25 protein-coding genes are annotated in these 23,863 nt (G+C 68.1%); 15 read left to right on the top strand and 10 right to left on the bottom strand.

The window, feature by feature from the left end:
* Window positions 1-358: 358 nt before the first annotated feature.
* The 4 genes from ASF89_RS00650 to ASF89_RS15520 all read left to right on the top strand — a co-directional run bounded on the left by ASF89_RS00650 (window position 359) and on the right by ASF89_RS15520 (window position 6,247).
* Complete coding sequence (locus ASF89_RS00650; protein WP_082489673.1) at window positions 359-1,087, top strand: DEAD/DEAH box helicase family protein; 729 nt, start codon at window positions 359-361, stop codon at window positions 1,085-1,087.
* 72 nt (window positions 1,088-1,159) lie between these two features.
* Entirely contained in the window at window positions 1,160-3,391 is a 2,232-nt protein-coding gene (locus tag ASF89_RS00645) for a DEAD/DEAH box helicase (RefSeq protein WP_055811146.1), read from the top strand.
* 79 nt (window positions 3,392-3,470) lie between these two features.
* The gene (locus tag ASF89_RS15525) at window positions 3,471-5,054 is read left to right on the top strand and encodes an ATP-binding protein (RefSeq protein WP_156463266.1); all 1,584 of its coding nucleotides are present in this window, start codon (window positions 3,471-3,473) and stop codon (window positions 5,052-5,054) included.
* The gene (locus ASF89_RS15520) at window positions 5,054-6,247 is read left to right on the top strand and encodes a hypothetical protein (RefSeq protein ID WP_156463265.1); all 1,194 of its coding nucleotides are present in this window, start codon (window positions 5,054-5,056) and stop codon (window positions 6,245-6,247) included. Before ASF89_RS15525 ends, ASF89_RS15520 begins: the two co-directional genes overlap by 1 nt.
* 587 nt (window positions 6,248-6,834) lie before the next feature.
* Here the strand turns inward: ASF89_RS15520 and ASF89_RS00640 are convergent.
* A complete protein-coding gene (locus tag ASF89_RS00640) occupies window positions 6,835-7,362 on the bottom strand; it encodes a hypothetical protein (RefSeq protein WP_055811143.1) in 528 nt (175 codons plus the stop codon).
* On the opposite strand from ASF89_RS00640, the gene ASF89_RS00635 reads away from it, so the two are divergent.
* From ASF89_RS00635 to ASF89_RS00620, 4 genes are all read left to right on the top strand, one after another.
* Window positions 7,352-7,600 (top strand): hypothetical protein, encoded by a 249-nt coding sequence (locus ASF89_RS00635; RefSeq protein ID WP_156463264.1) that lies wholly within the window; start codon window positions 7,352-7,354, stop codon window positions 7,598-7,600. The two genes, ASF89_RS00640 and ASF89_RS00635, sit on opposite strands and share 11 nt — an antisense overlap.
* Before the next feature lie 213 nt (window positions 7,601-7,813).
* Window positions 7,814-8,470 (top strand): hypothetical protein, encoded by a 657-nt coding sequence (locus tag ASF89_RS00630; RefSeq protein WP_055811136.1) that lies wholly within the window; start codon window positions 7,814-7,816, stop codon window positions 8,468-8,470.
* A 168-nt stretch (window positions 8,471-8,638) separates the two neighbouring features.
* Window positions 8,639-9,190, top strand: coding sequence for a hypothetical protein (locus ASF89_RS00625; protein WP_156463263.1), 552 nt, complete (start codon window positions 8,639-8,641; stop codon window positions 9,188-9,190).
* A gap of 78 nt (window positions 9,191-9,268) precedes the next feature.
* Window positions 9,269-9,814 carry a hypothetical protein gene (locus ASF89_RS00620; protein WP_055811130.1) on the top strand — a complete coding sequence of 182 codons (546 nt, stop codon included), beginning with the start codon at window positions 9,269-9,271 and terminating at the stop codon, window positions 9,812-9,814.
* Here ASF89_RS00620 and ASF89_RS00615 read toward each other — a convergent pair.
* Entirely contained in the window at window positions 9,783-10,346 is a 564-nt protein-coding gene (locus ASF89_RS00615; protein WP_055811127.1) for a hypothetical protein, read from the bottom strand. The two genes, ASF89_RS00620 and ASF89_RS00615, sit on opposite strands and share 32 nt — an antisense overlap.
* A gap of 525 nt (window positions 10,347-10,871) precedes the next feature.
* Here ASF89_RS00615 and ASF89_RS00610 point away from each other — a divergent pair.
* On the top strand, window positions 10,872-11,690 hold the full coding sequence (locus tag ASF89_RS00610) for a hypothetical protein (protein WP_055811124.1): 819 nt from the start codon (window positions 10,872-10,874) through the stop codon (window positions 11,688-11,690).
* Between the two features lie 43 nt (window positions 11,691-11,733).
* Here the strand turns inward: ASF89_RS00610 and ASF89_RS00605 are convergent, their stop codons facing one another.
* On the bottom strand, window positions 11,734-11,937 hold the full coding sequence (locus ASF89_RS00605; RefSeq protein ID WP_055798938.1) for a hypothetical protein: 204 nt from the start codon (window positions 11,935-11,937) through the stop codon (window positions 11,734-11,736).
* Between the two features lie 143 nt (window positions 11,938-12,080).
* Between ASF89_RS00605 and ASF89_RS00600 the strand changes: the two genes are divergently transcribed.
* On the top strand, window positions 12,081-13,136 hold the full coding sequence (locus ASF89_RS00600; RefSeq protein ID WP_055811121.1) for a zinc-binding dehydrogenase: 1,056 nt from the start codon (window positions 12,081-12,083) through the stop codon (window positions 13,134-13,136).
* Window positions 13,137-13,220: 84 nt separating this feature from the next.
* Here ASF89_RS00600 and ASF89_RS15810 read toward each other — a convergent pair whose 3' ends face one another.
* The gene (locus ASF89_RS15810; protein WP_055811118.1) at window positions 13,221-13,532 is read right to left on the bottom strand and encodes a Dabb family protein; all 312 of its coding nucleotides are present in this window, start codon (window positions 13,530-13,532) and stop codon (window positions 13,221-13,223) included.
* Window positions 13,533-13,798: 266 nt separating this feature from the next.
* On the opposite strand from ASF89_RS15810, the gene ASF89_RS00590 reads away from it, so the two are divergent.
* Window positions 13,799-14,395, top strand: a complete 597-nt coding sequence (locus ASF89_RS00590) for a DinB family protein (RefSeq protein ID WP_055811116.1) — start codon at window positions 13,799-13,801, stop codon at window positions 14,393-14,395.
* On the opposite strand, the gene ASF89_RS00585 is transcribed toward ASF89_RS00590, so the two are convergent.
* Window positions 14,392-14,772 carry a hypothetical protein gene (locus ASF89_RS00585; RefSeq protein ID WP_055811113.1) on the bottom strand — a complete coding sequence of 127 codons (381 nt, stop codon included), beginning with the start codon at window positions 14,770-14,772 and terminating at the stop codon, window positions 14,392-14,394. The two genes, ASF89_RS00590 and ASF89_RS00585, sit on opposite strands and share 4 nt — an antisense overlap.
* A gap of 117 nt (window positions 14,773-14,889) precedes the next feature.
* On the bottom strand, window positions 14,890-15,915 hold the full coding sequence (locus tag ASF89_RS00580; RefSeq protein ID WP_055811110.1) for a S66 peptidase family protein: 1,026 nt from the start codon (window positions 15,913-15,915) through the stop codon (window positions 14,890-14,892).
* Between the two features lie 171 nt (window positions 15,916-16,086).
* On the opposite strand from ASF89_RS00580, the gene ASF89_RS00575 reads away from it, so the two are divergent.
* The 3 genes from ASF89_RS00575 to ASF89_RS00565 all read left to right on the top strand — a co-directional run bounded on the left by ASF89_RS00575 (window position 16,087) and on the right by ASF89_RS00565 (window position 18,966).
* Entirely contained in the window at window positions 16,087-16,599 is a 513-nt protein-coding gene (locus ASF89_RS00575) for an SgcJ/EcaC family oxidoreductase (protein ID WP_082489671.1), read from the top strand.
* Window positions 16,600-16,673: 74 nt separating this feature from the next.
* Window positions 16,674-17,357 carry a response regulator transcription factor gene (locus tag ASF89_RS00570; RefSeq protein ID WP_055798922.1) on the top strand — a complete coding sequence of 228 codons (684 nt, stop codon included), beginning with the start codon at window positions 16,674-16,676 and terminating at the stop codon, window positions 17,355-17,357.
* The gene (locus tag ASF89_RS00565) at window positions 17,347-18,966 is read left to right on the top strand and encodes a HAMP domain-containing sensor histidine kinase (protein WP_055811107.1); all 1,620 of its coding nucleotides are present in this window, start codon (window positions 17,347-17,349) and stop codon (window positions 18,964-18,966) included. The genes ASF89_RS00570 and ASF89_RS00565 overlap by 11 nt, the downstream gene beginning before the upstream one ends.
* Window positions 18,967-19,148: 182 nt before the next feature.
* On the opposite strand, the gene ASF89_RS00560 is transcribed toward ASF89_RS00565, so the two are convergent.
* From ASF89_RS00560 to ASF89_RS00550, 3 genes are all read right to left on the bottom strand, one after another.
* Entirely contained in the window at window positions 19,149-20,165 is a 1,017-nt protein-coding gene (locus ASF89_RS00560) for a zinc-binding dehydrogenase (RefSeq protein ID WP_055811105.1), read from the bottom strand.
* A 41-nt stretch (window positions 20,166-20,206) separates the two neighbouring features.
* The gene (locus ASF89_RS00555) at window positions 20,207-20,977 is read right to left on the bottom strand and encodes an SDR family oxidoreductase (protein WP_055798913.1); all 771 of its coding nucleotides are present in this window, start codon (window positions 20,975-20,977) and stop codon (window positions 20,207-20,209) included.
* Between the two features lie 107 nt (window positions 20,978-21,084).
* The gene (locus tag ASF89_RS00550; RefSeq protein WP_055811102.1) at window positions 21,085-22,476 is read right to left on the bottom strand and encodes a GntP family permease; all 1,392 of its coding nucleotides are present in this window, start codon (window positions 22,474-22,476) and stop codon (window positions 21,085-21,087) included.
* 186 nt (window positions 22,477-22,662) lie between these two features.
* On the opposite strand from ASF89_RS00550, the gene ASF89_RS00545 reads away from it, so the two are divergent.
* Window positions 22,663-23,421 carry a FadR/GntR family transcriptional regulator gene (locus tag ASF89_RS00545; protein WP_055798907.1) on the top strand — a complete coding sequence of 253 codons (759 nt, stop codon included), beginning with the start codon at window positions 22,663-22,665 and terminating at the stop codon, window positions 23,419-23,421.
* Between the two features lie 80 nt (window positions 23,422-23,501).
* Here ASF89_RS00545 and ASF89_RS00540 read toward each other — a convergent pair whose 3' ends face one another.
* On the bottom strand, window positions 23,502-23,810 hold the full coding sequence (locus ASF89_RS00540; RefSeq protein WP_055811099.1) for a hypothetical protein: 309 nt from the start codon (window positions 23,808-23,810) through the stop codon (window positions 23,502-23,504).
* Window positions 23,811-23,863: the final 53 nt, after the last annotated feature.

Below are 23,863 nucleotides of genomic sequence, written 5' to 3'. Positions count from 1 at the left end.
GCTTCTTTGTCGAAATTACACGTAGCGTGGCAGCGCGTCGTGACAAGAAGCGGTTGAGAGGCGTCAAATGTCGACCAATCGTGACAAGTAACCTCTAACGCCGACAGTTGTCGTCCGCGGTGTGAAGTGAAAGACAAGTTGTCGTTTTGAAGCGAGAATTGTCGCGGTTGAAAAAATTCATCGTAATACGCAGCGTTGGATCCGCTCGCGAACTTTTCGGGCCGATTAGGCTCAATTTGACGCCGGGTCGAGGGGCCCGCGCTTCCCGTCTGCCATGCAACTTGTTTTATGCGCGCGTCCTAGTGTGCCAATGGACGCGTTCTGAGTTCTTTGCCGCTAGATTCCGGTTGGGGGCAAAATGGCCGACAAGACTGACGAAGAACCCCGCACCTCGACAGAGCGCCGCGGGTCGAAATGGCGAGCCAGCCAGATACTGACGTCTGCGAAAGGCACGGACGCTCAGCCGATGGGTCCGGCCGCAGTGATCGACACCTGGCCAACGAACTTCCCCTTGGCCGAGGAGAGCCCAGACCGCCCGGGACTTCGCACACCCCAGGTCGGTGCGGTCCACGCACTCATCGGGTACTGGACCACCGACCCCCACGTCCCCGCCATCATCGTCATGCCGACCGGTACGGGAAAGACCGACACGATGGTGACCGCCATGGTCGCTACTCGCACCGAGCGTCTTCTGGTTGTCGTCCCCTCCGACGCGCTCCGCGACCAACTCGCTGCAAAGTTCGCAACGCTCGGCGTACTCCCAACGCTCGACCTCGTCCCTGAATCCTCCGCGATGCCCGTCGTTGGGAAGTTGTTCGGCCGACTCGATGACATCGCGGACGCGGACACCCTTGCCGACACGTGCAACGTCGTGATCTCCACGCCAAACGCTCTAACGAACAATCCCGCTGAGGTGCGCTCAGCGTTCCTGTCGCGGTTCACGCACCTCTTAATCGACGAAGCACACCACGTGTCCGCCCGCGCGTGGCGAACCATCCGTGACGGATTCCTTCCAAAGCCTGTTGTTCAGTTCACGGCCACGCCCCATCGCACCGACGGACAGCACCTTGGTGGAAGCCTTATCTAAGCGTTCCCGCTTCGCGAGGCGCAGCGGCAGGGTTACTTCTCGAAGATCCGGTTCGCATCCGTCCTCGAGCTTGTGAACCCCGACGTTGCGGTCGCCAAGCGTGCGATCGCTGCGCTTCGCGCAGACCTCGCCGCCGGCCTCGATCATCTCGTTATGGCGCGTGCGAACACGGTCATCCGCGCACAGGCGATACTCGCGATCTACGAGGCCGAAGCAGCCGACCTCGGCCCCGTGCTAGTGCACAGTGGAACGAAGAAGGCCGACACGGAGTCGGCGCTGACGAATCTCGCATCCCGGAAGTCGAGGATCCTCGTCTGCGTCGACATGTTCGGCGAGGGGTTCGACCTCCCTCAGCTGAAAATCGCAGCAATGCACGACCAACACCGTAGCCTCGGCATCACGCTCCAGTTCGTTTGCCGCTTCGCGCGGAGCGGTGGCGCAACGATGGGGTCCGCGACCGTCGTGGCCGCACGAAGCGAAGTACGGCACAACGACGCGCTCCGTCGCCTGTACGCGGAAGACGCCGACTGGAACCTCATCATCGAGGACCTCACCGCTCGAGCGGTTGGGGAACAGCAAGAGATCGACGAATTCACAAAGGCTTTCGGTAGCTTGCCCGACGGGATCTCAATCCACTCGATTACTCCGGCGCTGAGCACGGTCGTCTACAAACCGACTACCCTCACCTGGCACCCTCAGGGTGCGAGCGAATTCGTGCCGCCCGACCGGTTGGTCACCTACCCGATCCCGATTATTGAGCGCGATCATATTCTCTGGTACGTCACGGCCTCACGGAGCGAACCGCGCTGGGGCATGGTCGACAACGTTAACGCGATCGAGTACAACCTCTTCGTCGTGTACTGGGACGAGAAGCACGGGCTGCTGTACATCCACAGCTCCGACAACAGCTCCGTTCACGAGAAACTGGCTGCCGCCGTCACTCGCCAACAAGGCATCGCCCCACTCAGCGGCGAGGATGTCTTCCGCGTCTTCCACGAAGTGCAGCGCCTGACGCCAAACAACGTCGGACTCCTTGACACCCGGAACCGCAGTCGCCGCTACACGAGTCATCACGGGAGTGATGTCACGGAAGCCTTCCCAGCGGCGGAGGCTCAGACCAAGACGCAGACGCACATCGCAGGAACCGGGTTCTTGAACGGCGCGCAGTACTCCATCGCGGGATCGTTGAAAGGTCGGGTGTGGAGCCACCGGACCGCGAACGGGCTGAAGCAATGGACGGAGTGGTGCGACGTTGTGGGGCCGAAGATCATCGACACCACCATCAGTGTTGATGAGATCATGAGCGGATTCATCCGCCCTGTGACGGTGGACGCGTGGCCTGCGGATCGGATCGTTCTCGACCTGGAACTCAGCGCGGCGCTCGGCGATGTGCTCGAGCCAGCCGACGTGACCGTTGACGATGTCTCTGTTCAGTTCGCGGACGTATCACTCGTCGTGGGTGAGCGCACGAATCTGTCCGATTTGTCGTTTACGGTTCAATCGCCGCTGTGGAGTGTGCAGGACGTGATGCGCCTCACGGCATCCGGACTGACCGTCCACCCAGCAGATCCTGCCCGGGAGGTCGGGATCGTTCGAACGCGGAAGACCCAGCAGCTCTCAGAACTTGCGAACCGATTCGGCATCCGCGTGTTGCTCGACAAGGACGCAGTCATCGAGCCTCCCGGCCTCCTCCTCCAGCCCGATCGGGAAGTGCCGCCGTTCGCGGCAGATGGACTCACGCCACTCGATTGGGGCGGCGTCAACATCCGGAAGGAGTCGTGGGGCCAAGATAGCGATCCGAACACCGTCCAAGGGCGAGCAATGGAGGTTGTTCTGCAGGGCACCTGGGACGTGGTGCTTGATGATGATGGATCCGGTGAGGTCGCGGACATCGTTGCCCTTCGCGAAGTCGATGGGGTACTCGTCATTCAGCTGACGCATTGTAAGTTTTCGAGTGAGGATCAGCCCGGTGCTAGGCTCATTGACCTCTATGAGCTCTCTGGCCAAGCGCAGCGATCCGCTGGCTGGCGGAGAATTACTGAGCGGATGATGCAGCGGCTGATCCGCCTAGAACGAACGCGCGCTTCGTCGAACCGCACGGGGTTCGTGCTCGGAACCATCGAGGACCTTCAGCGACTCTATGAAAGGTCCGAGGCGCTCCGTCCTCGCCTCGACATCGTGATGGCTCAACCTGGTCTCAGTAAGAAGCTCGTCAAGCACAACCAGCTCGAACTCCTCGCCAGCGTCGATATGTACCTCAGCGAAACGGCGCTCTCGAAGCTGACCGTGATCTGCAGTGAGTAGTCCAGGGCCGTAGGAGACTTGGGCCGAGATAGCCAGATTGGTTCTCCCGCAGGCTACGCGAAGGGCTTATGCTATCGAAGTGACGGATCCACAAAGGCGAAGAGGAAAGACCAACAATCAGGCGGCGCTTGACGACCATAAGCTGCGTTTTCGTCGGTCCAGCGTCGCTGCAAGCCAGTTTCTTGACTACCTCGTAGCAAGTGAGGTTGGGGTCTGGCGGGTCGAACCGGACAGCAACCCCTCCCGCTGGTGGCTGAATATAACATTGCCACAGCATCAGCAAAACATCTTTGATCTGCAGCGAGAGATCAAGGTGCTCTTCACCGATTACGAACGTGTAGAGCCTCGGACGCTTGCAGTCATACATGAGCGCGTTCGGAGGGACATTCGAGTAGAATCGGACCTTGCAATACTCGTTAGCAACGACGCAGGTGCAAGAGACAAGGCTCGACGACGGGCCGGTGAGATGGCAATCATCGCGGTTGAACCTAATGCTTTTGTCGGCGATAATCCGCCAAAACTGCATGAGCTGATAGCCGAAGCAATTGCGACTGTTGATCATTACGATGTGACAACGGCCATCCGGGACCCCAGCGGATTCTATGGACGCACGGCGGAGGTGGAGTCAATTGCTGCGGATTTGAAGAGGGCCGTCTCTGTCGGAGTTTTCGGTTTGCGTAAGGCGGGAAAAACTTCTCTTCTGAACGCCGTTACCACGCTCCGCAACAACGAAGGCGGGCACGTAACTATCCACATTGACGTAAGTGAGATTGTTACCGCCGAGCAGTTCCGCTCGGCGGTGCTGGAGAAACTCTGGTCCGCAGTTCGAGACCTGTCCTCGCCTGCGCAATTCTCCCCGCGTCTGCGGACGCTAACGCGGTCAGGAACTCGGAGAATGGAAGTTCTAGATTCAGCACCTTTCTGGGTGCAGGATATTCGCGAAATACTCGCCGAAGTTGATTTCCCTGCCGCTTTGGTCGTGGATGAGATCGATCAAGCGTTCCCATTAAGATCGAACTTGGAGCCTGACGAAGCGCGTGCGTTGTACACCGCGCTGGTGCAGCTACGTAGCCTTCTGCAGGAGCAAGAATCATTAGTCCTGCTATGCGCCGGCGTCGATCCGGCGCTATTCGAGCGACCACTTTTCGACGGTCGAGACAACTTGCTATACAAGCTAGTACGTCTCCTATGGCTCGCACCGATGCCTCGTGAGGAGATGGCGGCGATGGTTCGCTCTCTCGGGCGGCGTATGGGTGTGCGCATCCGCGACCACAAAACCATAGATTCCCTATTTGCGCATTTCGGGGGCCATCCCCTGCTCACTCGAAAAGCGTGTTCCATAGCGGCTAAAGCTCGAACGGCGGAATCGCTTCCGTTCCATCTCACAACTGAGATTCTGAACCGTGCGATCGAAACGCGGGCGTATAGTGGACCGCGGCAGGAAGCCGCTGATGTACTGAAATCATTCACGGAGTGGTTCCCGGATGAATCCGCATTACTACATCTCTACTTTTCCAGGGATGTAGATGAGTCCGAGGGTGGTCGCGAAATCCTCCGGGAAGAGCCGGACGCGCTGGCTCATGCGATTGCCTATGGATTGTGTTTCTCGGATTATAGTGCCCGGATTTCAGCTGCTATTTCGGCACTCGATAGAACAAACTGATGACCAGGTCGACCAGTGCTTGGATCGAGGAGGTCGCCTATAAGCTTGTGGGAGGCCAGCGTTTCCTACTTCGACTTCCGCCACGGGTAGGAAAGACTTACCTGATTCGTGAGCTCGCGGAATATATCGGCTCGAGTGCCATATATGTTGACGGCAATGCCTTCACTGATATGACTCATAAGGCCGAACGCGAAGCCCTGGCGAGCCAGATTGAGGAAGCGGTAAAAGGGCCAGGTGGAGCACAAGTGCTCTTCGATGCCTACGACACGGCGGTATCCCGGCCAGGCGGAGCGCGCTTACAAAACTGGTTGAGCCGTCGTTTCATTGATGGTGACAATGCGCAGGACATAGGGGCAATGTTTACCGCGCGATGCTCAACTCAGGTCGAGAGGCCGGGCGCCGGAAGTCCGCTCCTCTCTCGGGTTTCACCCATCGATCCGCCAAAGCTCGGTATCAGCCGGAGTGCAGATGTAGCGCCGGAAGTACAAGAATGGTTCGGCGATTCATCGCTCTTCGCGAACCAAGCATTCAGTGCCGATGGTTTCTCGCCTACTACGGTCGCGGATCGCTGTGAGCAAGATCGGTCCTACTTACAAGACGTTCGCGAGGCCGCAACTGAAGTGCTCCGACGGCAGCGGATCGATGAGCAGTTCGATTCAGTAGGTGCTCGGAGCGCCGCGAGCGGTCTTTTCACAAGTGAGGGGCCCACCTTGCTCTTCAAGCGGTTGGAAGCATCTTTGCAGCCGCCGGGTATGGACCCAAGATGGCCGAGTGTTCTTTCTGGAAGCGTGCAGAAATTTGTAGAGATGGTCGCAGGTGCTCAAACGATCACGTGGTGCGACCGCTATATGTATAGGGATATTCAGCCCCTTCGAAAATTCTTGCAAGCAGTGGTAACAACTGTTGGGTGCCAAGTGCGCTTGCTTGGTGCTCCCGCCGTAGGGGATCGCGTGATCTCTCGGGCTGAGATGCTTCGGTTAAACCTCATACCTGGCGTTGAAGCGCGTTTCATCACGTCGGCCGACCATTACGATCTGCATGACAGGCACGTCTTCGTTGGCTCGGGAGGGTTCGTTGTTCCGCAGGTGCACGTGATTGTCGGTGAGCAAAGGCCGGGGAGTGCGGTGGCTGCGGTTGTTTCGAGGTTCGGCGTGAATTACGATGTGGTCTGGGAGCGGTCAATTCAGCCTTAGTATGGAGCAGCTCCGATTGAGTCTGCAGATTATCGGCGCCGAGGGACACGGGTATGCCGCTTCGGAGATGCGATGTGCGAGGCAAGCATCGTCGTCGTTTCAAAAGCCGCAGCGAACGCCGTTCATAGGGGGCGAGAGCACTCAGGGGCCACCCACTACGATGAGGTGCAGATGGTGCCCCCGGAAGTGCGCAAGCGCGACGGTGGTTGTCCCTGTCTCGACCCGGAGTAGGAGGTAAGCCGAAGCCGCTCGAGTACGCCGCCTTCGGCGGCACTCACGTGTTTGTGACAACTTATCTCTCAGGACGCTGAGACGATATGCCCTTCCATCTCTGCTGAGTTGCTAACGGACACAACAGTTTGTCTTTCTTTCGACAGTTTGAATCTGTGGTCAGTTTTTCAAGAGCGCGGTTGAGGCAGTGCGCCTCGTATCTCGTGTTCACCGTTCGGCTGCACGTCCGGCGTCACGTCGCTGGTGGTTCCGACGATGTCGCTCACGGACGCGACCTATGGGCTGTACACGACGGAGCCGCGCTTCCGTCCTTGACAGGGCGATCAGGGAGGAACGGCGGCATCGCTGCCGGGGGCTCAGCAGTCGCTCTTGATCTCGTTCGGACCGATGATCGATGCGATGACACCCTTCTCGCTGAAGACCGAGGCGCCGTACGGTCGGTAGTCGCCCTCCCTGACCTCGGGGTTCCTGACGAGGTCGTAGACGATGGACAGCAGCTCCCGGTCGGGCGCCGTCGCGAAGTCGTCCTTCACGGTGGCGTCGAAGGCTTCGTCCAGCGGAGCGACGGAGTCCCCGACGGCCTCGCCGGTCAGAGTCTCGATGCGGACCGAGCGCCCGTCAGACGTCGCCACCGCGGTCTCGTTCGTCCCGAAGCTGAGCGTCCCGTCGTCGGTGTGGATATCGGGCGTGCCGATCCGGGTCGTGTCGCCCCAGGCCCAGGCCGTCTGTGCTCGAACGCAGCTCGCCGCCTCGAGGTCGCTCGAGCGGGGCTCGCCCAGCACCTCCGTCAGGGTCGACACGGCGTCGTCGAGCGGCGTGCCGACCAGGGCGATCGTCGCGACCTCGGAGTCGGCCTCGCGGAGCGACAGCTGCGTGGCGGACACCACGATCGTGTCGACCGAGTCCAGAGCATCCGCGCCCTGTTCGGGAGCCGCGGCGGTCGTCGACGGCGCAGGAGCCGGCGAAGTCGAGGCAGAGGCTGAGGCGGAGGGCGACGAGGTGGGCGTCGTAGACGGCGCCGCTGAATCGGGCGTCGTGCACCCCGCCAGCACGGCCATCACGGACACGGACACGGCGGCTGCTGCCGTGATTCCCCAAGGACTTCTCATGATCCGACCGTAACGCCGTCGCCCGGCCTCCGACCGCTCGTGAGCCGGATCTCCGTCGCCAGAGAACCGGTGTCATCCTCCCGGACGACATCGATCGATCGCCGTGACGGGATCGTGATCTCAGGAGGCGCGGAGTCATCCTCCAGGACGACACCGGTCGCGTAACGGCTGGCTAGCGTGGATGGGCCGGGCCACGGGGGTCAGCACACGAGTACGGGAGAACGACATGATCACACGACGCATCGGCACGATCGGGGCCACCGGCCTCGCCCTCGTCCTGCTCGCCGGCTGCGCGGGCCAGACCACGCCGGCCGAACCCGTCTCGAGCACGACCGACGCGGCCTCCACCTCCTCGTCGCCGAGTCCGTCGGACACGGCGACGACCGAGTCGCCGGCCGCCGCGACCCCGGTCACGATCCCGACCGACTGCACGCAGATCGTCGACGAGGCCGCCTACACGAAGAACTTCGGCGACATCCCGCTGAACCCGGTCGAGTTCGGCTACTCGGGCACCGCCTCCGGAGCGAAGACGCCGTCGGACGCGGGCGACGGGGCGAGCGCGATCGAGACCATCCGAGCGGCGAACGAGCTGTCGTGCTACTGGCGCGACCCGCGATCGGACGTCTCGGGCATCGGCGTCGACATGGCGCGCCTGGACCCGTCGATCACCGGCCCCCTGCTGGAGGGCTTCGCCGCCGAGGGCTACGACTGCACCACGACCGACGGCGGACGCCTCTGCCAGCTCGTGACCCCCGACCCCCAGTACCCGGTCGACCGCACCCAGACGTACTTCGTCCGCGACGACATCGTCGTGACCGTCGATCAGACGAACGTGCCGACCGACGACCTGATCGGGTCGATCGCGACGCGCCTCTGGGGCTGACACCGCGCCTCCCGCCTGCGCCGCGCCTCGGGTCCGCGACGCGGTCTCCTGCGCCCGACGGACGGTCACGGTGGTGGTTCTAGGCTGGGGTACGAGCCCGAGACGCCGATGTCAGGGCCATCGACACGGGAAGCGTCCTGTGTCGGTGACGACCACGAGGGGGACACCGTGACCGATCCGCAGCGAGACGATCGACTTCGTGGAGGCGTGACCGGCGCCTCCTCGGCTGGGCAGACGGCCGAGCAGGCCGCAGAGCCCGTCGAGCCGAAGCCGCCCGTGACAGGCCAGCAGATCAGCGCGACCCCGTACGTGGCCGCGATCGCGCTCTCACCGATCGTGACGTGCGTACTCGTGGTGGTCGCACTCCGACGGTCAGTCGAGCTGCTCACCCCGGGAAGCACGGGCGTCGGGCAGGGGGAGTACGTGCTCGTGCTCAGTGTGAGCTTCGCCATCGGAATCGGCCTGGTCGTCCTTTCGTGGCTTGACCGTCGCACGCTGCAGGCTCGGGGCGTCGAGCGGCCTTTCCACTGGGCCTGGTCGATCGTCAGCCTGCTCATCTACCTGATCGGTCGCAGCATCGTGTTGCAGCGTCGCATCGGAGGCAGCGCCGCGCCGCTCTGGCTCTTCCTCGGGCTGTCAGTCTGCGGCGGAGCCATCGCGATCATCATCGGCATCTCGTCGGGGGTCGCCACCATGGATCGCCAGCCTGTCGATCTCTAGCCGCACGCACCGCAGTCGTCCCCGGCTGAGGCGCACCCGAACATGTCCGGTGCGCCGTCACCGTGATGGAGGAGGAACGTGTCGAAGCCCAGACGGCCACCGAAGCCGATCGAGCCGCTCACGGCTCGGCAGAAGCGCGACCTCAAGGTGACGGGGATCATCCTGCTCGTGTTCGTCGGGGGCATGGGCCTTGTCTTCGCGGCGATGCTGATCTGGAACGATCCCGACTTCCCCCGCGAGATCGCCGAATCGACCCCACACAGCGTCTTCGAGACCGACGACGGCCGCCCGGGATCGTGGGAGTACCTCGACGAGAGCCTCGAGGTGCACCCTCTCGGCGAATGCGTGCGGATCGACGGGTGGCGCAATCAGCGGCCCTGGCAATGCACCTCGGCCGACGGATCACACGTCTTCACCTTCCGTGACCCGGGCGGACATACCGGCGGCGGCTTCCAAGACGAGGCCCTCACCGTCGACGGCCGAGACGTCCCCATCGAGTGCACCCTCGAGAACGACTGGGACGCCCTCATCTACTGCGCGCCCCTGTCGGCGATCCCGACGCCCGAGGCGCGAGGTCTCGCTGCGGGTCGATCTAGCCCTGGGCAGCGTCGAGCAGGGCGGTGAGGGCCTCGTCTCGCGTGGGGAAGCTGCCGTAATCGACGTCACGGGGTGTCGTGGCCGTCCAGCCCCCGACACGCGAGGACAGGAGGACGCCGACGTGGTCGGTGAGGAAGCCGTGCTCGTCGGTGGCGGGGGAGGTGAACACGTCGTAGAACGCCGGGCCGCCGTCGTTCTCGACCCATTCGGCGTTCGGGCGGAGCAGGGTCCCGCGAAGGCCCGCCTCGAGCGCACCGCCTCGCTCGGCGAACGCCTCAGCTCGTCGGTCGACTTCTCGGCTGAGCCGATAGAAGACGAGCTCGCGACCCGCTCGCGCTCTCATGAGCGCGTTCTTCAGGGCGGCGGACTCGAACGCGTAGAGGCTCGTCCCACCCCAGACCGCGGCTCGCTCGTCGGTCGCCCAGACGCGGTAGCCGACGTAGTCGTCGCCGGTCACGACGACCGTGTCCATGACGTTGCCGTGGTTCTCGAAGATCTTCAGGCGCAGCTTCTCAGCGTCGCGCAGTGCGACGAGTTCTTCTCGTGTCAGGTCTGACATGCGTTCCCCCCGGAGCGGGCGGCGGTGGATGCGGCGCCTCGCCCATCCTGTCAGGCCGGTGAGGCGGCCCGCGGAGGACGGCACCCGTGGGGGAGTCGCGGCCACCGCCTCCTGGGGCACGCGACCTGGGGCTTCTCGGCCGGCCCGCGAACGAAGGTGCCCGAACTGGGGCTGGAAGAGGTGAGGATCGCTCCTAGGCTCGATGGGTGTCACTGACCTCACCATCAAGCAGCAAGGCGCCCGGCATTCTGACCGAGCAGACTTTCCACGAGACTCTGGCTGTCTGAGCGCGTGGGGATCTACGTTCGCGAGAGCATCAGAACGGGGCCGTTCCGCTTCGCTGCCCGCGAGACCGCGGTCGACGTCAGCACTGGTCTGCCGGGTTATGGCACACGCGCAGCGCCACGCGCCAACTACGTGACGATGAACGGTGGGGGACTGACGTACCGGGCCACCCGTTCCCGGGCGGAGCGGTCGAGGCGACCCGCGCCTCCTCGGCAGTCGGCGACGCCGGAGGGTGTCGACATGAAGGACGTCACCGGGGCGGCCGTCCACGAGCTCGTCCCGACGGGGCGGGGTGACATCGTCGAGCAGCTCAACGACGCCGCCGGTCACCGGTCGATCCTCTGGCTCATCGCCCCGTTTCTGTTCGTGGCAGGGCTGGTGCTCGCGCCGTGGGGATGGGCGCTCTCGGGTGCAGCGGTGGCGGCACTCGTATTCCTCCTGCTGCGTGACCAGGTCACGAGCCGCGTCGTCGTCTTCTACGACGTCGACGGCGCGGACGAACGCTGGTTCGAGTCGCTGATCGATACGACGAAGATCGCCGCTGGCTCGCAGAGGATCTGGCGCGTGCTCGAGTCGGGGCAGGTCGTGACCACCCGACAACACAAGACCAACGCCGGCGCCGCGAACCTGATCAATCGGATCGTGGCGGCCGTGAGCTTCGACGCTCCGCGCCATCTCGCGACCAACATCACCGTGCCGACCATCACGGCGGGCAGTACGAGCCTGCACTTCCTCCCCGACCGGATACTCGTCAAAGACGGCCGGCACTATGCCGACGTCGCGTACGGCGATCTCTTCAGCGGCGCCACGACCACACGCTTCATCGAAGCGGCCGGAGCGGCGCCCCGCGACGCCCAGAAGGTCGACCGGACGTGGCAGTACGTCAACGTCAAGGGCGGACCCGATCGTCGCTACTCGAACAACCCCGAGCGCTCGGTCATGCTCTACGGACAGCTCGAGATGTCGTCACAGAGCGGGCTCTATTGGAAGGTGCAGACCTCTGCGACGTACGTGGCTGCTCAGCTGAATGCGGCTCTGCGGGCGGCGCCGCGTCACTGACCTCCCGGGCCGTCGGTGTGCGGGATGTCGTGACTTCTCGGGCTCAGCCGTGGTGGCGCGGGGGAGACCAGCGGATCCGCGGCGGCGGCGTGTGCGCGTCGGGGTGGTCGAACCAGAGGGAGATGAGATCACGGGCCTCGCGAGGGGCCGTGGACCTGCTGGCCGCCGCACCGAGGATGCCGAGCTCGGGGACGTCGAGCATCCAGAAGGTGCGGTCGCGGTACACGAAGACGTCGTAGCGCTTCATCGGACTCCGAGGGGGACTCCGCTCTCGCGAAGAGGGCGACGCTACCCGACGCGGCGCGGCCGGGGGCGGACCTCACCGGTCGGGCCGACCCGCGCCTCCCGGGCTGCAGAGCGACAGGTGTCGCCTAGGGCTAGCGTGGGGGGATGACTGAGCTGCCGGCCCGCACCCGCTTCGCCACCGTCGACGCCGAGCGATCGGTCGCGTTCGCCGACGCCGAGCTCGAGGCTCCGGGGGCGCAGCAGGTCGTCGTGCGCATCCGGTACACGGGCGTGTGCGCGACCGACACGCACGGGTGGGCGTCGGGCGGGCTGATCCCGGCCGCCGTGTTCGGCCACGAGTGGACCGGCACCGTCATCGCCGCGGGCACGGGTGTCACGACCGTCGCCGTGGGGGACCGCGTCGTCGCCAGCGTCGGACCGCCCTGCGGCTCGTGCGCCATGTGCCGCGCGGGGCATCCCGACCACTGCGACACCGCCTTCGCCGAGGCCAACGGCATCTCGGACGGCGCCCCCTCGCACGGCGCCTTCGCCGAGCACGTCACCGTCGACGAGCGCCGCGTCCAGCGCGCCCTCGACGGCCTCACCGATGAGCAGCTCGGGCTCGTCGAACCGACCGCGGTCACGTTCCACGCCGTCCGCCGCGCCGGTCAGCGCCTCGGCGACGTCGTCGTCGTGCAGGGGGCCGGGCCGATCGGACTGCTCACCGCCCAGCACGCCCGTCACGCCGGTGCCGGCCACGTGGTGATCGTCGAGCCGATGGAGGCGCGGCGCGAGACCGCCCGCGAGCTCGGCTTCACCGACGTCCACGAGCCGGGCGCCGCGTTCGAGTCGCGCGTGCTCGAGCTCACCGACGGCCTCGGCGCCGACGTGCTGTACGAGTGCACGGGGGCCGCGCCGCTCCTCCAGCCGAGCGCCGAGCTGGTCCGCCGCGGAGGCACCCTCGCCCTGCTCGGCTACCCGATGACCACCTCGGAGGTCTCGTACGGCGACTGGCAGAGCCGCGAACTCACCGTCGTCGGCAGCCTCGCGTACACGCACTCGGACTTCGTCGGGGCGATGCGGTCGCTCGCGGACGGGTCGGTGCAGGCCGAGCCGCTGATCACGGGGACGGTCGGGTTGGACGAGCTGCCGGGGCTGCTGGCGGAGTTCGACGGCGGGAAGACCCGGCACGCGAAGGTGCTGGTGGCGCCGAACGGCTGAGCCCGCCGCATCGGCGCATGGTCGCGTGGTCGCGTCGTCGCGCAGGCGCATCGGCGCATCGGCGACTGCGGAGGGATGCGGGGCCTAGGCGGCGATGTCGAACACGACGACGCGCGCCGACGCGTCACGCAGATACTCCGACACCGGCTGATGCGACGGGTGCGGCAGGTAGCCGTCGAGCGCGGCCCGATCGCGGAACCGCACGACGAGCATCCAGTCGAACCCGGCCTCGAGCTGCTCGCCGCTCAGGCTTTCGCCGCTCGACACGGACAGCACGCCGTCGATGCGGGTGAGGTGCTCGCGCGACAAGCGGGTCGCCTGATCGGCCACATCGGCCGGAGCCCCGTCGGCCCACTCGACCAGGACCACGTGCACCAGCTCGTCCGTCACGCTCATGCCCGCATCCTCACGTCGGCGACGCCGCCGACTGCGGCGTCCCGTCGATCCTGGCACGCGATGTGCGCCCCGACGCCAGGAAGTGGACACGACGCCAGGTTCAAACCTGGCGTCGTGTCCATCTCGTGGCGCGGTAGCGGCCGGGGCCGTGCCAGCCCGCCACGGACTCGACATCCCGCCACGCGATCCGGTGGCGGGATGTCGAGTCGGTGGCGGCGTGGGCGCAGCCTCTGGCGCACAGGCCGCGACCGCGCCACTCTGGGCTCATGGATGAGAAAGAGACCCTCCAGCGCTACCTCTCGCGACAGCGCGCCGACCTGCTCGCGAAGCTCGACGGCCTCGGCGAGTACGACATCCGCCGGCCTCTCGTGCCGAGCGGCACGAACCTGCTCGGGCTCGTCAAGCACGTCGCCAGCGTGCAGCTCGGCTACCTCGGCGAGGTGATGGGCCGCCCCGCCGACCGCGACGTCCCCTGGCTGTCCGACACGAGCGAGCCCGAAGCCGATCTGTGGGCCACGGCCGACGAGACGAGGGAGGCGGTGGTCGAGTTCGCCCGCTACTCCGCCGCCCACGCGGACGCGACCGTCGCCGCGCTCGACCTCGACGCCCCGGGCTTCGTGCCGTGGTGGGGGGCCGGGCGGCAGGAGGTCACGCTGCATCAGATCCTCGTCCACCTCTGCGTCGAGACGGCCCGTCACGCCGGGCACGCCGACCTGGTCGGCGAGCTGATCGACGGGCGCCTCGGCAACGGCCCGGGCGACCTCAACGTGCCCGACCGCGACGACACGGGGTGGCGGGCGCACCACGACCGCGTCGAGGCGGCGGCGCTCGCGGCGGGTGGAGGTGCGGGTGCGGTCGGCTAGGAGAACAGCAGGCGGGGCGCCTCCAGCACCATCCATCCCACGACGATGCCGCCCGGTGGCAGGATGACGAGCCCGCTGATGACGCCGACGATCCGTCCCGAACGGCCGCCGTACTCGCCCGCGGCGAGGCTGACGACGACGGTGCTCGCGACGCCGAGCAGCAGGACGATCCAGACGCTGACGAACGCCGTCGCGGCGAACGTGAAGGCCATCTCGGCGACCACGGTCGCGATCGCGCAGAGCGGCGCCGCGACGGTCAGGACGCGTCCGATCGGCGTCGCCGGTCTCCGCGCCGACAGCGGCACCCGGTGGGGCAGGCGTGCGACCTCGCGCTCGGCACGGCCGAGTTCATCGTTCTCGAACGGATCGACGCTCACGGGGCGACTCTAGATGGTCGGTCGCCCGACGGCGGCTCGGCCAGTGCGCCAGGAGATGGACACGACGCCGGGCTTGAACGTGGCGTCGGGTCCAACTTCTGGCGTCGGGGCGGTGACTCAGGCGACGAGGTGCTGCGTGATGGTGCCGGCGTCGCCGGTCAGCGTGACCTCGGCCAGGGCGCCGTTCACGAGCGGCAGCTGCGGCGGCTGGTGCCCGGCGTCGAAGTCGAGCACGACGGGCAGGCCCAGGTCGCCCAGCGCGCGCTCGACGGCGTCGTGTTGTTCGAGGCCGCCCGCCGAGGGGCCGCCGGTCCGCCCGATCAGCACGCCGTTCGCCGCGTCGAACCAGCCCGCCAGCCGCAGCGAGCGGAGCATCCGCGCGACGGAGATCGCGTCCGACTCGGCCGCCTCGAGATAGACGATCGTGCCCTCGGGCGCATGCCGCCGGGCGAAACCGGGAACATCGCCGTAGGGGGTCCCGGCCAGCAGCGAGACCGTCTCGAGACACCCGCCGATGAGGCGACCGCGCATCGCGACGTCGGGTGCGCCGTCGAGGGCGCGCCACCGGGTCGGCGCCTCGTAGGCCCGCTCGCGGTCGAGGGGTTCGTCGGCCCACTCGCCCCACGGGCGGTCGCGACGGTTCGGGGCGCTCCGCTGCTCGAACGAGCCGCCGATCGCCAGACTCGCGACGTCGCTCCACCGACGGAACTCGCGGGGCAGCTGCCAGGGCTCGTCCATGAGGTTCGCGCCGTGCAGGGTGGCCAGCCCCGTCATCGTCGTCAGCGGCAGCAGCAGGGTCGAGATGTCGGACCACCCGACGAACCAGGCCCGCGTCTCGGCCAGGGCCTGCCAGTCGAGCGCGTCGAGCAGCTCGATCGCCAGCTCGCCGCCCCAGGGCGGCAGCACGGCGTCGCCGGTGCGGAACGCGTCGGCGAGATCGCGCGCCCGCTCGGCGGCGTCGGCCGGGACGAGCCCGCCGCGGGTCGCGTGTTCACGGACGCGCACGTCGAACCCTCGCCCGGTCAACGAGGCGACGGAGGCGCGCAGCCGGTCGTGCAGCTCGGCCGGGACTCCCATGGACGGAGCGGGCACCTCGACGCGCGCTCCGGCCCGCAGCGGTGTCGGATACGTGATGCCGGTCATCCGCCGACGCTAGCGCAGCGACTCGGGCGGGATCGCCTCGATCGACCCCGACGACACGATCCTGTCGCGGTGCTGACGTTCTCTTGACCGGGCGCTGACGGGCGTCTCGAGAAGCTGAGTTCACCGCATCCACCGGCCGGCAACACCGGCCCCCAGCGAAAGAAGCCGCACATGACTCGCCGCCGCCGCATCGCCATCCCCGCCATCGCCGTCTCCGCCGTCGCCGTGCTCGGCGTGACCGGCTACACCGCCGCGACCGCCGCCTCGCCCGACACCGCGCCCGAGGCCCCGTCATCGGCGGCGGCTCCCACCGACGCCGAGGTCATGGCCCTGTTCGACGAGTGGAACGCGTCGCTCGCGACCGGCGACCCGGAGAAGGTCAACGACCACTACGCGGACGACGCCGTGCTCCTGCCGACTGTGTCGCCCGGCATCCACGACACCGAAGAGGAGCGCCTCGGCTACTTCGAGGGATTCCTGCAGAACGAGCCCTCGGGTGAGATCACCGAGAGCGTCGTCCGCGACCTGGGCGACGGGGCCGTCTCGCACTCCGGGCTCTACACGTTCACCATGGGGGCGAGCGGCGACGTCGTGCCCGCCCGGTTCACCTTCGTCTACGAGCAGAGCGACGGCGAGTGGCAGATCGTCGAGCACCACTCGTCGAAGGAGCCCGTCGAGGGCTAGTCGACGGTGACCGCCGACCGGGGCGGCGACCGCTCCGTCCGCCCTCCGTCCAGCCGAGAGTGAGATCGTCTCCTGTGCTCGTTCTGCTCGTGGAAGACGATCCGGCCATCGCCGCCTCCCTCCGAGAGGGCCTCGCCCGCTTCGGCTACGAGGTGGACTGGGTGACGACGGGACGCGAGGCGCTCGCCGCCGAACCCCCCGACATCGTCCTGCTCGACCTCGGGCTGCCCGACATGGACGGCCTCGACGTGTGCCGACGGCTCCGCACCCGGTCGACCGTGCCGATCATCGTCGTCACGGCCCGGGGCGACGAGGTCGACACGGTCGCGGGGCTCGAGGTCGGTGCCGACGACTACGTCGCCAAACCGTTCGGCGTGCGCGAGATCGTCGCCCGGATCCGTGCCGTGACCCGACGTCACGGCATCGACGGGACGGGCGAGACGACCGAGCCCGCTCCTCCTCCCCTTCGGATCGGCGCCGTGTCGGTCGACGTCCCGGCCCGTCGGGTCGTGCGCCACGACGACGAGGTCGCACTCGCTCCCAAGGAGTTCGATCTGCTCGTCGCGCTGACCCGTCGCGTCGGGTCGGTCGTCACCCGCGAGGCGCTGATCGACGAGGTGTGGGACACCCACTGGTTCGGATCGACCCGCACCCTCGACGTGCACGTCTCGGCGCTCCGGCAGAAGCTCGGCCCCGAGATCGTCATCACGACGGTCCGCGGGGTGGGCTTCCGAGTGGAGCACGGCGATGCGTCGTAGGCTCATCGCCTCGTACCTGGTGATCGTCGGTCTGGCTCTCGTCGCCTTCACCGTGCCCGTCGGCATCCAGCTCGGCGATCTGCTCCGCGGCGGTCAGCGCGAGGTCGCCCTGCGCGAGGCACGCACCATCGCCGTGCTCCTCACGACGGCGACCGAGGCCGACGAGGCGACCGCCCGCGGCTCGCGGCTGGCGCTGATCCAGCTGCGGGACGAGGTCGAGGAGCAGACCGACGGACGCGTCGAGCTGATCGGCGTCGACCGCCGCCCCGCCCTCGGTCGCCCCGTCGTCAGTGCGGCGGACGACGACTTCGACGCCGCCCTGGCGGGCCAGGAGCGGGTGCGGTCGCTCGACGACTCCGTGCTCGGGGAACGCGGACTGCAGGTGACCGTCCCGGCGACGACCGACGACGGGCGGGTGGACGGCGCCGTCCGGGTGACGGTGCCGTCCGCCCCGGTTGATGCGCAGGTGCAGGGCATCTGGCTGTTCCGGCTCGCAGCCGGATCGATCGTGCTCGTGCTGTCGGTCATCGCCAGCGCGGTCGTCGCGACCTCGCTGCTGCGACCGCTCCGGCTGCTCGACGCCATGGCCGACCGCATCTCCCGAGGAGACCTCGCAGCCCGAGCGGACCTCGACGCGATGGGCCCGCCCGAGATGCGGAGACTCGCCGGCACCCTGAACGACGGCACGCGGCGCATCGAGGTGCTGCTCGCCGCGCAGCGAGCCTTCACGGCAGATGCCTCGCACCAGCTGCGGACGCCGCTCACCGCCCTGCGCCTCGGTCTCGAGAACCTGCACGACCGCCTCGACGACCCCGACGACAAGGCGGCGGTCGACCGGGCCCTCCGCGAGTCGGGGCGGCTCAGTCGACTGGTCTCCGACCTGCTCGTGCTCGCGCGGAGTCAGGCGTCGTCGGCGACGCCTGTGCCGATCGACGTCGGTGCGGTGCTCACGGACCGGGCCCGGTTCTGGTCGCCGGCCGCTGAGGACGTCGAGGCTCGGATCGTGGTCGAGCTCGTGCCCGCCGGTCCGGTGCCGACCGCTGTCGGCGTGAGGCGGCCACCTGACGCGGGTTCTGCCGGAACTCGGTCTGCTGCCGGCGCGGGGGCTGGCGGATCGGCGGGGTCCGTCGGCGCACGATCTGCTGGCGCACGATCCGCGGGCGAGGCGGCGACGTCCTCCGGGTCCGGCCCAGGGCGGCCGTCAGCGGTCGGCGCATCCGCGACGATCGCGACGACAGGGTCGCGAGCGCTCGGCGCTCTCGCGACCCGGGGTCACCTCGAGCAGGCGCTCGACAACCTCATCGACAACGCGCTTAGGGTGACTCCGGCCGGGGCGGCGGTGACGCTGCGCGGGTCGTCGGTGCCGAGCGGCGTGCTCGTCGAAGTGGTCGACCGTGGTCCGGGCATGTCGCCCGACGACCGCTCCCGAGCCTTCGACCGCTTCTGGAGCACGACGCCCGGCGGCTCCGGTCTCGGGCTCGCCATCGCCCGCGAGCTCGTCGAGCACGATCACGGGTCGGTCGAGCTGGTCGAGACACCCGGCGGCGGGCTGACGGCGCGTCTGCTGCTGACGCGCGTCATGTCCGGAGTCGGATACCCGCTCCGCTGACGAGGGCGGCGCGGTGCGCCCACCCGGCCGGGCGCAGGATCATCCCGCCACGGAGTCGACGACCCGCCACACGATCCGGTGGCGGGGTGTCGAGCTCGTGGCGGGATGAGGAGGCGCGGCGTGGTGGCGGCGGCACGCAGGGCGGGGCAGCGCAGGGCAGCGCGCGCGAAGCGCCGCCGGGCTCAGGCGGTGGGCCAGGCGGCCAGCAGCACCTTGCCGCTCACCGCGGAGTCCTTCGCGACCTCGAACGCGTGCTCGGCGGCATCGGTGCCGATCACGTGCGTCACGACCGCCTCGAGCGACGGCGTCGACGCCAGGATCCGCACGGCCTCGTCGATCTCGTCGACGAAGCGGAACACACCGAGCACCGACAGCTCCTTCGAGATGGCGGGCGCGAGGTTCACCGGGCGCTCCTCGTTCGGCATCATGCCGACCTGCGCCACCGTGCCCTGGCGGCGCGCGGCGACGAACGCCGCACTGACCGCCTTCGCCGCACCAGAGCACTCGAGCACCACGTCGAACGACTCGGCCGGCACCTCGTCGACCCCGAGCCGCAGCGCCTCGTCGGCGCCGATCGCCAGCGCACGGCTCAGCGGCCCCGGCAGCAGGTCGACCACCGTCACGCTCGCCGCGCCGCGCGCCCGCGCCGCGGCCGCCGCCAGCAGGCCGATCGGGCCCGCACCCGAGACGAGCACCCGCGCGCCCGTCACATCGCCGACGCGGGTCAGAGCGTGCAGACCGACGGCCAGCGGCTCGGCCAACGCCGCCCGCTCGAGCGGCAGACCCTCGGGCAGCACGCGGATCATGCCGGCGTCGACGACCAGGTACTCGCTCAGCGCCCCCTGCGTGTGCGGGTGCGTCGACGCGCTGCCGAGATACGACCCCCCGCGCCGCAGGTGCGGGGCGTTCTCGAGACCGGGCTCGTCGGCGCCGAAGCGCGCGGGGTGCACGGTCACCGGCGTGCCCGCCGCGAGACGCCCGCTCGGGTCGACGTCGACCCGGCCCGAGAGCTCGTGGCCCGGCGCCAGGGGCTCCTCGACGACGAACGCCCCGTTCGCCCCCTCGAAGAAGTAGTGCAGGTCGGAGCCGCAGATGCCGACGTAGTCCACCCGGATCCGCACCTCCCCCTCGGTGGGTTCGGGAGTCGGCACCTCGCGCTCGGTGAGGACGTGGGCGGAGTCGATCTGGATGGTCTTCATGCTGGTTCTCTCTCGGATCTGCGCGGGATGAGGCTCGGTCGTCAGACGACGCTCGTCATGCCGCCGTCGACGAAGATGTTCTGCCCCGACACGAAGTCGCTCGCGGCCGAGGCGAGGTAGACGAGCGTGCCGTGCAGCTCCTCGATGCGGCCCCAGCGCTGCGCCGGGGTCCGCTGCTTCAGCCACGTGTCGAACGTCTCGTCCTGCCAGAGCGCCGTGTTCATCTCGGTCGCGAAGTACCCGGGCGAGAGCGTGTTCACCTGCACGTTGTGCCGTGCGAGGTCGGCCGCCATGCCGCGGCTCAGCTGCGCGACGCCGCCCTTGCTCGCCGAGTACGGCGCGATGGTCTGGCGGGCGAGCATCGACTGGACGCTCGCGATGTTGATGATCTTGCCCGACCCGCGCTCGACCATGCCGGGCGCCACGAAGCGCGACACGTAGAAGACGCTCGACAGGTTCGTCGAGACGACGGCGTCCCAGTCCTCCACCGAGAACTCGGTGAACGGAGCGCGCTTCTGCACGCCGGCGTTGTTGACGAGGATGTCGGGGACCCCGTGCTCCGCGACGAGGCCGGCCAGCGCCTCCTCGACGGCCTTCGCGTCGGTGACGTCGAACAGCGCCGCCGCCGGCCGGGTGCCCGTCGACTGCTCGATGGCGTCCTGCGTCGTGGTGACGGTCGACGCGTCGCGACCGTGCACGACCACGCGGGCGCCCGACTCGGCGAGGGCGATCGCGAGCGACCGCCCGAGTCCGCGGGACGAGCCGGTCACGAGCGCGAGCCGCCCGGTGAGGTCGAAGAGCGAGGATGACATGAGACTCCTTCGTGAGGGTGACGGCTGACGCCGCCAGGAGGCGCGGGCCGGACAGGAGGCGCGGGTCGGGTCGACCGAGCGCGCCCGGTCGACCCGACGGGCGCGGATCAGAGCAGCGAGCCGACCGCGAACACGAGCAGCGCGGCGGCGAAGCCGAGCACGGACTCGATGGCCTGCTGCAGGGTCCAGACGCGCAGGGTGGTCTTGACGTCCATGCCCATCAGGCGGCCGACGAGCCAGAAGCCCGAGTCGTTGACGTGACCGGCGAAGACCGATCCGGCCGCGGTGGCGAGCACGACGGCGGCGAGCTGGACGGCGTTGAGGTCGGCGAGGGCGACGGCGGGCGCCACCAGGCCGGCGGCGGTGACCAGCGCGACGGTCGCCGAGCCCTGCGCCAGTCGCAGGATCGCGGCGATGACCCATGCGGCCACGATGACCGGCAGACCGAGGTCGCCGAGCACGTCGGCGAGGGCGTCGCCGATGCCGGAGGCGCGCAGCACGCCGCCGAACATGCCGCCGGCGCCGGTGATCAGCACGACGGAGCAGATCGGGCCGAGCGCGCTGTCGAGCACCTTCTCGAGGGCGCTGCCGGTGACGCCGCGGGCGCGGCCGAGCACGATCGCGGCGACGAGCACCGAGATGAGCAGCGCGATGCCGCTCGTGCCGATGAGGACGAGGGCCTGCACCCAGCCCGCCTCGGGGTCGACGATGCCGACGGAGCCGAGCGAGCTGAGGCCCGTGTTCAGCAGGATGAGCACGAGGGGCACGGCGAGCACGGCGATGACGGTGCTGGCCTTGGGCGGGTTGGCCGCCTGGACGTCGTCCTTCTCGCTGCCGAAGAGCGAGAGCACGGGCAGCGGGATGCGCTTGTTCACGGCCTTGGCCCACAGGTAGCCCGAGACGTACCAGACGGGGAACACGATCACGAGACCGGCGAGCAGCACGATGCCGAGGTTCGCGCCGAGCAGCTCCGTCGCCGAGACCGGACCGGGGTGCGGCGGCAGGAACACGTGCATGACCGAGAAGGCCGCGGCCGCGCTGATGCCGTAGAGCAGCATCGACTTGCCGCCCATGCGGCGGGCGACGGCGAACACGATCGGCAGCATGACGATGAGGCCCGCGTCGAAGAAGATCGGGAACCCCATGATCAGCGACGCGAGGCCGAGCGCGAACGGCGCCCGCTTCTCGCCGAAGACGTCGACCATGCGGTCGGCGAGCACCCGGGCGCCGCCCGACGACTCGACGAGGCGGCCGAGCATCGCGCCGAGTCCGACGAGCAGGGCGACCGAGCCGAGGGTCGTGCCGAAGCTCGTGACGAGCAGATCGGCGATGGCGCCGGTGGGGATGCCGGTGACGATGGCCGTGAGCGCGGCCACGATGACCAGCGTGAGGAACGCGTGAAGCTTGAACTTGATGACGAGCAGCAGGATCAGCGCGATCGATCCGGCGGCTATGGCGAGCAGCGGGCCCGCGTCGAGTGTCTGTGTCCAGTCGTCCATTGAGGGGTTCTCCGTCGAATCCGGTGGTGCTGCGGGTTTGCCGATGGGTGATCCGTCGGGCACCTGATCGCCGACTCCATCGTGGTCCGGGTAGGTTGCCACCAAAAGTAGTACTTTTGCAACCCCGGGTAGGGTCGACCGATCTCGTGTCCGTTCGGACCCGAGGACCGAGGAGGCGCGCGACGGATGGTCTCGACGACGTCACCCTCCCCCCGGGAGGGCACCCACGCGCAGCTCGTGCAGACGCTCGGCCGCGCGATCGCGGCGGGAGAACCGCCTCCGGGGACGGTCCTGACCCTCGCCGGCCTGGAACGCGAGCACGGCGTCTCGAGGACGACGACGCGCGAGGTCGTCCGCGTGCTCGAGTCGCTCGCGATGGTCGAGTCGCGACGCCGGGTCGGCATCACGGTGCTTCCGCGGACGCGCTGGCGGGTGCTCGACCCGCAGCTGATCCGATGGACGCTGGCCGGACCCGCCCGTCGTCACCAGCTCGTCGAGCTGATGGAGCTGCGGGCCGCGCTCGAACCGGCCGCGGCGCGTCTCGCCGCCCAGAACGCGTCAGACGAGCAGCGCGCCGGACTCGTCGCCCACGCCACCGAGCTCGACCGCCTCGGTCGCGCCGGACGCGGCGACACGGCCGAGTACCTCGCCGCCGACATCGATTTCCACACCCTGCTGCTCGTCGCGAGCGGCAATCTGCTCTACGCCGAGCTCGCGGCCCCGGTGCGCGAGATCCTGCAGGGGCGGCACGAGCTGGGGCTCACCCCCGCCGATCCGGCGCCCGGCACGCTCGACGCCCACGTCGGAGCCGCCCGGGCGATCGCCGCCGGCGACGGGGCGGGGGCCGAGCGGAACTCGGCGACGCACCTGTCGATCGTGAGCGGGGAGGTCGAGGTCGGCGGCGCGGGCGGCGCCGGCGGCGGAGCGGGCGGCGCCGGCGGGTAGAACGCCAGGAGATGGACACGACGCCGGCTTCGACTGCGGCGTCGTGTCCATCTCCTGGCGTCTCGGCTCACGCGTCGGTCTCAGTCGTCGAAGAGGTGCCAGTCGCGGGCGAACCCGGTGACGGACTGCGAGTCGAGATCACGGCGGACGGCCACGAGCAGTCGGTCGGCCTCCTCGAGGGTGCCGGCCTCGGTGCGGAGGACCTCTCGGCCCGTGTCGCGGCGGCTGACGACGAGGTCCACGCCCGCCGAGGCGGCGGCCCCGTCGGAGGCGAGCGCTCCGCCGAGGAGTCCGGCGACCAGCCGACCCGCACGCACCAGGCGCGACTCGTCCCGCCGATCGAGTCGCGCCTCGAGCACGTCGGCTGCGCGCGTGGGGTCGTCGCTCATGCGCAGAACCATACCGATCTGTTCTGCATCGGAGGAGATCCCGGGCGGGCGCA

The organism is Frigoribacterium sp. Leaf172, assembly GCF_001424285.1.
Taxonomy (GTDB): Bacteria; Actinomycetota; Actinomycetes; order Actinomycetales; family Microbacteriaceae; genus Frigoribacterium.
This window is presented reverse-complemented; position numbering and strand designations above follow the sequence as displayed.

Coding starts and splice junctions, on each gene's coding strand:
- ASF89_RS00650 (WP_082489673.1), top strand. CDS start 359: ATGGCCGACAAGACTGACGAAGAACCCCGCACCTCGACAGAGCGCCGC.
- ASF89_RS15520 (WP_156463265.1), top strand. CDS start 5,054: ATGACCAGGTCGACCAGTGCTTGGATCGAGGAGGTCGCCTATAAGCTT.
- ASF89_RS00630 (WP_055811136.1), top strand. CDS start 7,814: ATGATCACACGACGCATCGGCACGATCGGGGCCACCGGCCTCGCCCTC.
- ASF89_RS00615 (WP_055811127.1), bottom strand. CDS start 10,346: ATGTCAGACCTGACACGAGAAGAACTCGTCGCACTGCGCGACGCTGAG.
- ASF89_RS00610 (WP_055811124.1), top strand. CDS start 10,872: ATGAAGGACGTCACCGGGGCGGCCGTCCACGAGCTCGTCCCGACGGGG.
- ASF89_RS00605 (WP_055798938.1), bottom strand. CDS start 11,937: ATGAAGCGCTACGACGTCTTCGTGTACCGCGACCGCACCTTCTGGATG.
- ASF89_RS00600 (WP_055811121.1), top strand. CDS start 12,081: ATGACTGAGCTGCCGGCCCGCACCCGCTTCGCCACCGTCGACGCCGAG.
- ASF89_RS15810 (WP_055811118.1), bottom strand. CDS start 13,532: ATGAGCGTGACGGACGAGCTGGTGCACGTGGTCCTGGTCGAGTGGGCC.
- ASF89_RS00590 (WP_055811116.1), top strand. CDS start 13,799: ATGGATGAGAAAGAGACCCTCCAGCGCTACCTCTCGCGACAGCGCGCC.
- ASF89_RS00580 (WP_055811110.1), bottom strand. CDS start 15,915: ATGACCGGCATCACGTATCCGACACCGCTGCGGGCCGGAGCGCGCGTC.
- ASF89_RS00575 (WP_082489671.1), top strand. CDS start 16,087: ATGACTCGCCGCCGCCGCATCGCCATCCCCGCCATCGCCGTCTCCGCC.
- ASF89_RS00565 (WP_055811107.1), top strand. CDS start 17,347: ATGCGTCGTAGGCTCATCGCCTCGTACCTGGTGATCGTCGGTCTGGCT.
- ASF89_RS00560 (WP_055811105.1), bottom strand. CDS start 20,165: ATGAAGACCATCCAGATCGACTCCGCCCACGTCCTCACCGAGCGCGAG.
- ASF89_RS00555 (WP_055798913.1), bottom strand. CDS start 20,977: ATGTCATCCTCGCTCTTCGACCTCACCGGGCGGCTCGCGCTCGTGACC.
- ASF89_RS00550 (WP_055811102.1), bottom strand. CDS start 22,476: ATGGACGACTGGACACAGACACTCGACGCGGGCCCGCTGCTCGCCATA.
- ASF89_RS00545 (WP_055798907.1), top strand. CDS start 22,663: ATGGTCTCGACGACGTCACCCTCCCCCCGGGAGGGCACCCACGCGCAG.
- ASF89_RS00540 (WP_055811099.1), bottom strand. CDS start 23,810: ATGAGCGACGACCCCACGCGCGCAGCCGACGTGCTCGAGGCGCGACTC.